This window comes from Candidatus Jordarchaeum sp., from assembly GCF_052745115.1.
Genome location: NZ_JBRAKS010000226.1, coordinates 1 through 6276, shown reverse-complemented (window position 1 = coordinate 6276; position 6276 = coordinate 1). Strand labels below are relative to the sequence as shown.

The window sequence follows — 6276 nt, the reverse complement described above, 5'->3', positions numbered from 1 at the left end:
ACAATTATTCTTTTCGAACTATCCCAACAACCCACATACTTAAGGCGCCTTCTCTAATAAAATGACCTAATAACTTAAATACCGCAAAACTTTGGAAAAAAGTTTAAATACCAACGGATTCATCGTTAAACGCAAATATAACGGTAAAGGTGCAAATCTATGGATCCTATGATTATGCTCGTAATAATACTAATCTTCGTAGGAATAGTGGTAGGATTCGCTAATGGTTTCTATGGAGTCGGCGGCTGCTTTCTAATGGTTCCTTTCATGCACTTTCTCTTCATCGGCATGGGTGTACCAGCAGACCTCGCCATCAAGCTAGCCTTCGGCACAAATATGCTGGTGGTCGCACCCACAGCATTCTTCGGAGCCTGGCGCTATCGAAAGGAGATTAAAAAGGCATTCCCAACAAGGAGAGCGCTAATACTCACGCTTGGCGCGGCTATAGGCGGTGCTATAGGAAGCTCTTTTGCTCTACTGACTCCTGGTGAATTCTTGAAGATCATCTTCGGCGTCTTTTGCATAGTAGGTGCTTATCGCTTTATGACCGCCAAACCCAAGCCAATCCAAGTTCTCCCAGAGGAGTTTAGCAAGAAACAATATTTCTTGTCAGGCATCGCAGGTGGTGGAACTGCACACTACTTGGGCATTGGTGGGGGTCTGGTCTACCTGCTAATTCTAAACTGGTATCTGTCAATTCCTATACACCTCAGTGTGGCGGTCTCCCTCGCAACAATGACAGTTAGCTCCGGAGTAGGTGCCACCGTGTTTGGTACGCTGGGTTCACTGTTTCCGCATTCGTCCCTAATTTTTATTGGTGGATTTTCCATCAACACACCGTTAACCCTATACTTACTCTACAAAATGGGATTCATCTACGTGTACCAGCTCTACTACCTAAGCTACCTTGGGATTATACCTAGTTTCATAAACACATTCCTTCTGAGCCCGTTCCCACCATTCACTGTGGGTTACGTCAATCTTCTGGCGTTTGTGGCTCTGGTCGTAACAAGCGTTCCTTTCTCAATGTTAGGTGCATGGGCTTCAGTGAGAGTTTCACCTAGAAAACTCAGCATACTATTAGCCATAACTTACATCTACGTTGGACTGAAACTATTAGGAGTCTTCGCATATCTGGGATTACCCATCTGATAATAGTGAATCTTCAATTACCAATATTTTTCTTTTCTTATGCGATATTTTCTTTAATATTTAAATTTCATAGAAAGAATTAATCTAGCAATGTTAAATTTCGGATTAACTTCTGTTACCTACCTTGAGCTTTTAAAGCTCAGGCGAACTGGTCTTCGTGTTTTAGTAAAGAAAGATAATTACATATAACCCACAAATAGGAAAAGTCGAATTTAACATTTACAAATTAACAGCCTAACCAAAAATAGGTGTGTTGGGCAAAGTGGTACCAAAGTTGTGTTGCCAGGTCCGCCAAGAAAAATTAGATGTGTAGGTTCTTTGGAATAAGAAAAGAAATTCGTTTACACATATTTTTACCAATTTATTATGAATCATAGGTTTTTGTAAAGTTCGTCTACTATTTTTATGGTTTCTTCGGCGATTTTCTCTGCTAATTTGTATCCTGCATCACCTAAATCTTCTCTGGAATTGGGAATTAAATCCGGGTATTTTTTAATTATTTCTTTTACCCGAACAGTTGCTGCAACGGGACCACTATAACTCTCTACTGCAATTTTAGCACATTCTTCTTCACAACCTTCAATTGTGATCGTTGGGTGAGTCTTTGCGAATTTTCTTTCTTCGTTTCCACCAAATCTTTCTAGTCCTCCAGCCATGAACAGCGGCTGACATAAAATTATAGTATTTTCTGGTCTTAGCTTTTCAACTACTATTCGGGCAGCAGCTCGGGATAAGGTGCCTTCAACTAATTTTTCTCCGCTGCAAGCAATAATCCCAATTTTCTGTTTTATAGGCACTAAGAATCACCTTTTTTTCCTTCAAGCAATTCATTAACTTTTTTATTGATTTTTTCTGCAAGTTTCCGGGACAGTTTTTTTGCATTCTCCCCTAATGGATTAAAACTTCTTTCCGGTTTTAAGTCTCGGTTTTCTTTTAATATGTCCGTTGTTATGAAATGGGCATCGATTGACCCTATAGCTTCCAAAACATCATAATACGCACATTTAAGGGGGCAGCCATCGATCACAATGACTTTGTTTGATTTTAATTCCTCAATCACCTCTTTTTTGCCTTTTACAATTAGTGGAAGACATTCAATATCAGAGCGGCCCTTAGCTAACTCGTTTATTACTATGTATGCCGCTTCTCTGCCTATACTACCAAAAACTTTGCCAATCCCACTGCAGGGAAGTATGTAGACTACTTCTTTTGGTAAATTGGATCCACTCCCTTTTATTTCATACGTTTTCGTTCTTCTTCGATTTTCTTTTTCATATACTCGAAATAAGCGGGTCCATCCATTAGCAATTCTTTGTCTTCCTCAAAATTTTTTAATTCTACTTCTATAAACCATCCTTTACCATAAGGATCCTTATTTAATAGTTCAGGTGCTTGTTCCAATTGTTTATTCACAGCAACAACTTTTCCTGACGCGGGAGTAATTAACTGAAGAACGATTTTAATGGACTCAAAAGTTCCCACATCATCGAATTGTTCGAATTCTAAACCAATTTCAGGAAATTCGACAAAAATTATGTCGCTTGCCATATTTTGAAGAAAATCAGAAATACCCATGAAAGCTTTTTTACCTTCAAGTTTTACCCAACAATCATTTTCATTAAAATAATAACCCGACTTCGGAACTCTAAAATGGAATTTATCCACAACGGTTTCGAAATATTCAATTTCGCCTAACTCTCGAACCTCAGCAAACCCCTCCTCTGATTCTTTTAAATAATCCAAAATTTCTGACGCTACAGACTCAGCTAACTTTTGCCCTTCCTCATTTAAAATAAGAGATGCCCCGGGCTTCAATTTGTATTTCTTAACCATATCTGGTGTAAAAATTTTTTTACTTGGCCTTAAGGACCTTTCATCGATTAACTTAGTTGCACAGCGAGTCATACACCCATCAATCACGATTATATCAGATTCTCTCAAGAGTTCTTCGTATTTTTCATCCCCAGAATTTAAGAGAACGGGACATATTAGCTCAATGTCGGGATTCTTTTCTATTAATTTTAAAGCAACGTCTCTAGCAACTACACCCAAAGATTTATCAAGGCCGTTGCAGGGCAAAACACAAACCTTTTTACCCATCAGGAATTCACCTCGATTCACTATCCTTTCTTAATTCTTTAATTAGTTTAGTAATTTCCTTTTTATCGGGAAAAGAAAGGGCGTCTACCGCACAGGTTTTAGCGCAAGCCCGGCAAAAAACCACACAATTGTATGAGTTTTTAACTATCAGTTTTTTTTCCTCGTTTTCTCCCCGTTCATAAACATTATGGGGACAAAATTTATCGCATTCCATACAGAAATTGCACTTATTATAGTCGATTGTGGGGAACCAAGGAATTTTTTTTCTGGGAACACCCATAAAAGTTTCTTGTTCTGCGTCATACTCCTTACTCATTTTTTTCGCCCTCCTTTTCTTCATGTTCTTCTAGCGTTTTTTCAACTAATTCCACAGCTTGATCCGTTGTCATTTCTCTTATATCAAGGGGTATGAGGTCTTTGTTTACATCCAGACCCGCTTTTTTAAAAGCATCACGAAACAATTTATACTGCATATTGGGAGCACAACCCGCTACCAGATATCTTCGTCCGGGACGCAGAAAATCTTCTAGAAAGCGGTCTCCATCTTCTTCACAAAGCTGTGGATGGATAAACGCATATTCTACGGGGAGTTCTACTCGCACTCGGTTGATAAAGTCCCAAATGTCCATTTTCGCAAATCCCGGGCATTTACCAGTGCATACACACATTAAGACACCGATGTCTTTTTCATCACTCATTTTAGATTCCCACCTTTTTTGCAATGTTTACTAAAAATTTTAATGTTCCAAATGAATTTGCCTTTATAATCCTCGAATAAAGTTCTCATTAACATAGGGACGAGGGATTAGTGAAATATAAATATATCGATTAATGGCAATATTATAATAAAAAATACATGAGTATAAAATATATCTATAACCCTTACATTTAAGCATTTTTGTAATTTTGGTATAGTAAATGTTGGTGTATAGTTGGTTCAAAAATAATCTTTAAATACCGTTTATAGTGTCTATAATAGTTGTTTCTTTTTACAAAAGGAGAAAAAATGGTAGTTAATTTTTCAATATTGATATATTGTCATAAAACGATAAATTTAAATACTTCATTAAAGTTGTACCATAGGCGGAAAGTCAATTCCGCACACGCCTTCAACGCGAAGAAAGAAATCTTAAGGTAATGAAAATCTTTGGCGCAATTCCAAAGAAAAGGGTGCAGAAAAGCACGCATACGCTTTGCATCTTACAGAACATGTGAAAAAAGGTTCATAATACAGTCAGGAAGGAAATGAAAATTGACTAAAAAAGTTGTGGTGCTACCCTGCAGTGGTGTTGGAAAGGTTTACGGAACAATTTCACGCGAAGCAGCCTACAAAGCCGTCGAGCAGCTTAAACCGGAAAAAACATCGATCACCTGCTTGCCACTACTAGTGGTGGGAGATGAAGACGCAGAAAGGATGGTTCAGGAGAATCCTTGTATTGTCATAAACGGTTGTCCATCCGGCTGCGCAGAGTTAGCAACCAAAAATGCCGGTGGAAATGTGGTTCAGATAATTGACGTAACTAAAATGCTGAAGGAAAACAGGGATTTAAAACCCAATCAGATGACCATAAGAGAACTTGACCCAAAGGGAAAAAGGTTAGCGGAGATAATAGCGGAAAAAATCAGCCGAGAAGTGGATAGAATATTAGACTCAGAAGAAGAAGGAGGTTGAAACAATATTGTTTATTCCAATGGTAGGAGTGGTTCCTTGTAGTGGTGAGGAAATACCCGAAGGAACTGTTGCGAGGATTGCTGCACGCATCGTTTTAGAGAAGTTAAGACCCAACCAAACCATGACTATCTGCTTACCACTCTACCTTGCTGGCGGAAAAGATGAGCAGGAGTTTGTCAAGAGACAACCCACAATAGTCATAGATGGCTGCGACAAGAGATGCGCTGAAAAAAGTATTAGAAAAAACGGTGGAAACTTAGCCGCAGTGATTCAGGTTCCCGAAATAATGAATGGGTGTAAACTTAAAGCGAAGTCCAGAGCCAAACTAGACGAGGAAGGCGAAAAACTAGCTCAAATAGTTGCAGAAAAAATCGCAGAAGAGGTAGACAGAGTACTCGAAGAAATGAAACAGAAAAGCGAACAAGAAGAATAAAAATTATCAAAAATCAATAATGAGCTGTTTCTTAACTCATTTAATTTTATTCTAGCAGAAAAATTTTGCGAAAAAATCTGCAAGATGAATGGTGATCTCAAGTTAAGTAAAAATGTGAATATGAATTTAAAGGAGGTAAAAAACATGGAAGTAAAAGAAGGCAAGACCGTTATTTATGCTTGCTTTGGTGGTTTTTCCAATACAGGCATTACCACCGCTTTAGCCAGCATGGATGCGGTAAAAGAGGTTGGATTAGACAAGGTATGCATAGGTTGCTTGGGTGGATTGCCAGTAAACGTAAAGTCAGTATACGAAAACACGGATAAAGCGAAGAAAATCATTACCGTTGATGGCTGTCCAATGGAGTGCTCAAGAAAAACAGTGGAGAATGCAGGATACCAAATAGCGAAAAGCATTGTACTGGCGAGAGATATTGGAATGAAGAAAAAGTCATTATATGAAGGAGACGAGAAAAGTCTGACAGACAATGTTGATGACGAGGAAGTCAAGAAAGCAAAAGAATTAATTGTTAAGGCAATATTAGAGGAATGAAAACCAGGGAGAAGTAGAGTCATACCCCACGCACTTATGTTTGCTTACCTCGAATGTTGTAGTATATTCTCTTGGTAATAACCAAAAGAGTAACGGACTGCATAGGACAGGAAAAAGGGTAAATGATTAATTGTTTAAACCATTAGGAATAAGTTTAACAGTAGTAACACAAAAAGAGTAAGGGATTCGTACGTGGACGCCCAGCCATTTTTCAATACTCCAAAAACATGTTTTACCTTTTCTTTTTTATATTTACTTTATGCAGCATTTCTAAAATTAGTTATTTACTAAGTTTATTATTTTTGTGATCCTTTTTGACACTCCCCTCGACTAAAGTCGGGGGATTCTTGCTTCTGGCTCAACGCCT

General features: G+C 38.2%; 9 protein-coding genes. 4 read left to right on the top strand and 5 right to left on the bottom strand.

Annotated features, from left to right (window positions below):
* The first annotated feature begins 159 nt into the window (after window positions 1-159).
* On the top strand, window positions 160-1152 hold the full coding sequence (locus tag ACUVXA_RS14380; RefSeq protein ID WP_445871969.1) for a sulfite exporter TauE/SafE family protein: 993 nt from the start codon (window positions 160-162) through the stop codon (window positions 1150-1152).
* 371 nt (window positions 1153-1523) lie between these two features.
* Here the strand turns inward: ACUVXA_RS14380 and ACUVXA_RS14375 are convergent, their stop codons facing one another.
* The 5 genes from ACUVXA_RS14375 to ACUVXA_RS14355 are packed head-to-tail and all read right to left on the bottom strand — an operon-like array spanning window position 1524 to window position 3950.
* Window positions 1524-1949 carry a putative zinc-binding protein gene (locus tag ACUVXA_RS14375; RefSeq protein ID WP_445871968.1) on the bottom strand — a complete coding sequence of 142 codons (426 nt, stop codon included), beginning with the start codon at window positions 1947-1949 and terminating at the stop codon, window positions 1524-1526.
* Window positions 1949-2347 (bottom strand): putative zinc-binding protein, encoded by a 399-nt coding sequence (locus ACUVXA_RS14370; RefSeq protein WP_445871970.1) that lies wholly within the window; start codon window positions 2345-2347, stop codon window positions 1949-1951. The genes ACUVXA_RS14375 and ACUVXA_RS14370 overlap by 1 nt, the downstream gene beginning before the upstream one ends.
* 38 nt (window positions 2348-2385) lie before the next feature.
* The gene (locus tag ACUVXA_RS14365) at window positions 2386-3252 is read right to left on the bottom strand and encodes a putative zinc-binding protein (RefSeq protein ID WP_445871967.1); all 867 of its coding nucleotides are present in this window, start codon (window positions 3250-3252) and stop codon (window positions 2386-2388) included.
* A gap of 7 nt (window positions 3253-3259) precedes the next feature.
* On the bottom strand, window positions 3260-3568 hold the full coding sequence (locus tag ACUVXA_RS14360) for a 4Fe-4S dicluster domain-containing protein (protein ID WP_445871966.1): 309 nt from the start codon (window positions 3566-3568) through the stop codon (window positions 3260-3262).
* Window positions 3561-3950: a hypothetical protein gene (locus ACUVXA_RS14355; protein ID WP_445871965.1), complete on the bottom strand. Its 390-nt coding sequence runs from the start codon at window positions 3948-3950 to the stop codon at window positions 3561-3563. The genes ACUVXA_RS14360 and ACUVXA_RS14355 overlap by 8 nt, the downstream gene beginning before the upstream one ends.
* Window positions 3951-4504: 554 nt before the next feature.
* Here ACUVXA_RS14355 and ACUVXA_RS14350 point away from each other — a divergent pair.
* From ACUVXA_RS14350 to ACUVXA_RS14340, 3 genes are all read left to right on the top strand, one after another.
* Window positions 4505-4924, top strand: a complete 420-nt coding sequence (locus tag ACUVXA_RS14350) for a putative zinc-binding protein (RefSeq protein WP_445871964.1) — start codon at window positions 4505-4507, stop codon at window positions 4922-4924.
* A 7-nt stretch (window positions 4925-4931) separates the two neighbouring features.
* Window positions 4932-5357, top strand: a complete 426-nt coding sequence (locus ACUVXA_RS14345) for a putative zinc-binding protein (RefSeq protein ID WP_445871963.1) — start codon at window positions 4932-4934, stop codon at window positions 5355-5357.
* A 144-nt stretch (window positions 5358-5501) separates the two neighbouring features.
* Window positions 5502-5909, top strand: a complete 408-nt coding sequence (locus ACUVXA_RS14340; protein ID WP_445871962.1) for a putative zinc-binding protein — start codon at window positions 5502-5504, stop codon at window positions 5907-5909.
* Window positions 5910-6276 lie beyond the last annotated feature (367 nt).

Coding starts and splice junctions, on each gene's coding strand:
- ACUVXA_RS14380 (WP_445871969.1), top strand. CDS start 160: ATGGATCCTATGATTATGCTCGTAATAATACTAATCTTCGTAGGAATA.
- ACUVXA_RS14365 (WP_445871967.1), bottom strand. CDS start 3,252: ATGGGTAAAAAGGTTTGTGTTTTGCCCTGCAACGGCCTTGATAAATCT.
- ACUVXA_RS14360 (WP_445871966.1), bottom strand. CDS start 3,568: ATGAGTAAGGAGTATGACGCAGAACAAGAAACTTTTATGGGTGTTCCC.
- ACUVXA_RS14355 (WP_445871965.1), bottom strand. CDS start 3,950: ATGAGTGATGAAAAAGACATCGGTGTCTTAATGTGTGTATGCACTGGT.
- ACUVXA_RS14340 (WP_445871962.1), top strand. CDS start 5,502: ATGGAAGTAAAAGAAGGCAAGACCGTTATTTATGCTTGCTTTGGTGGT.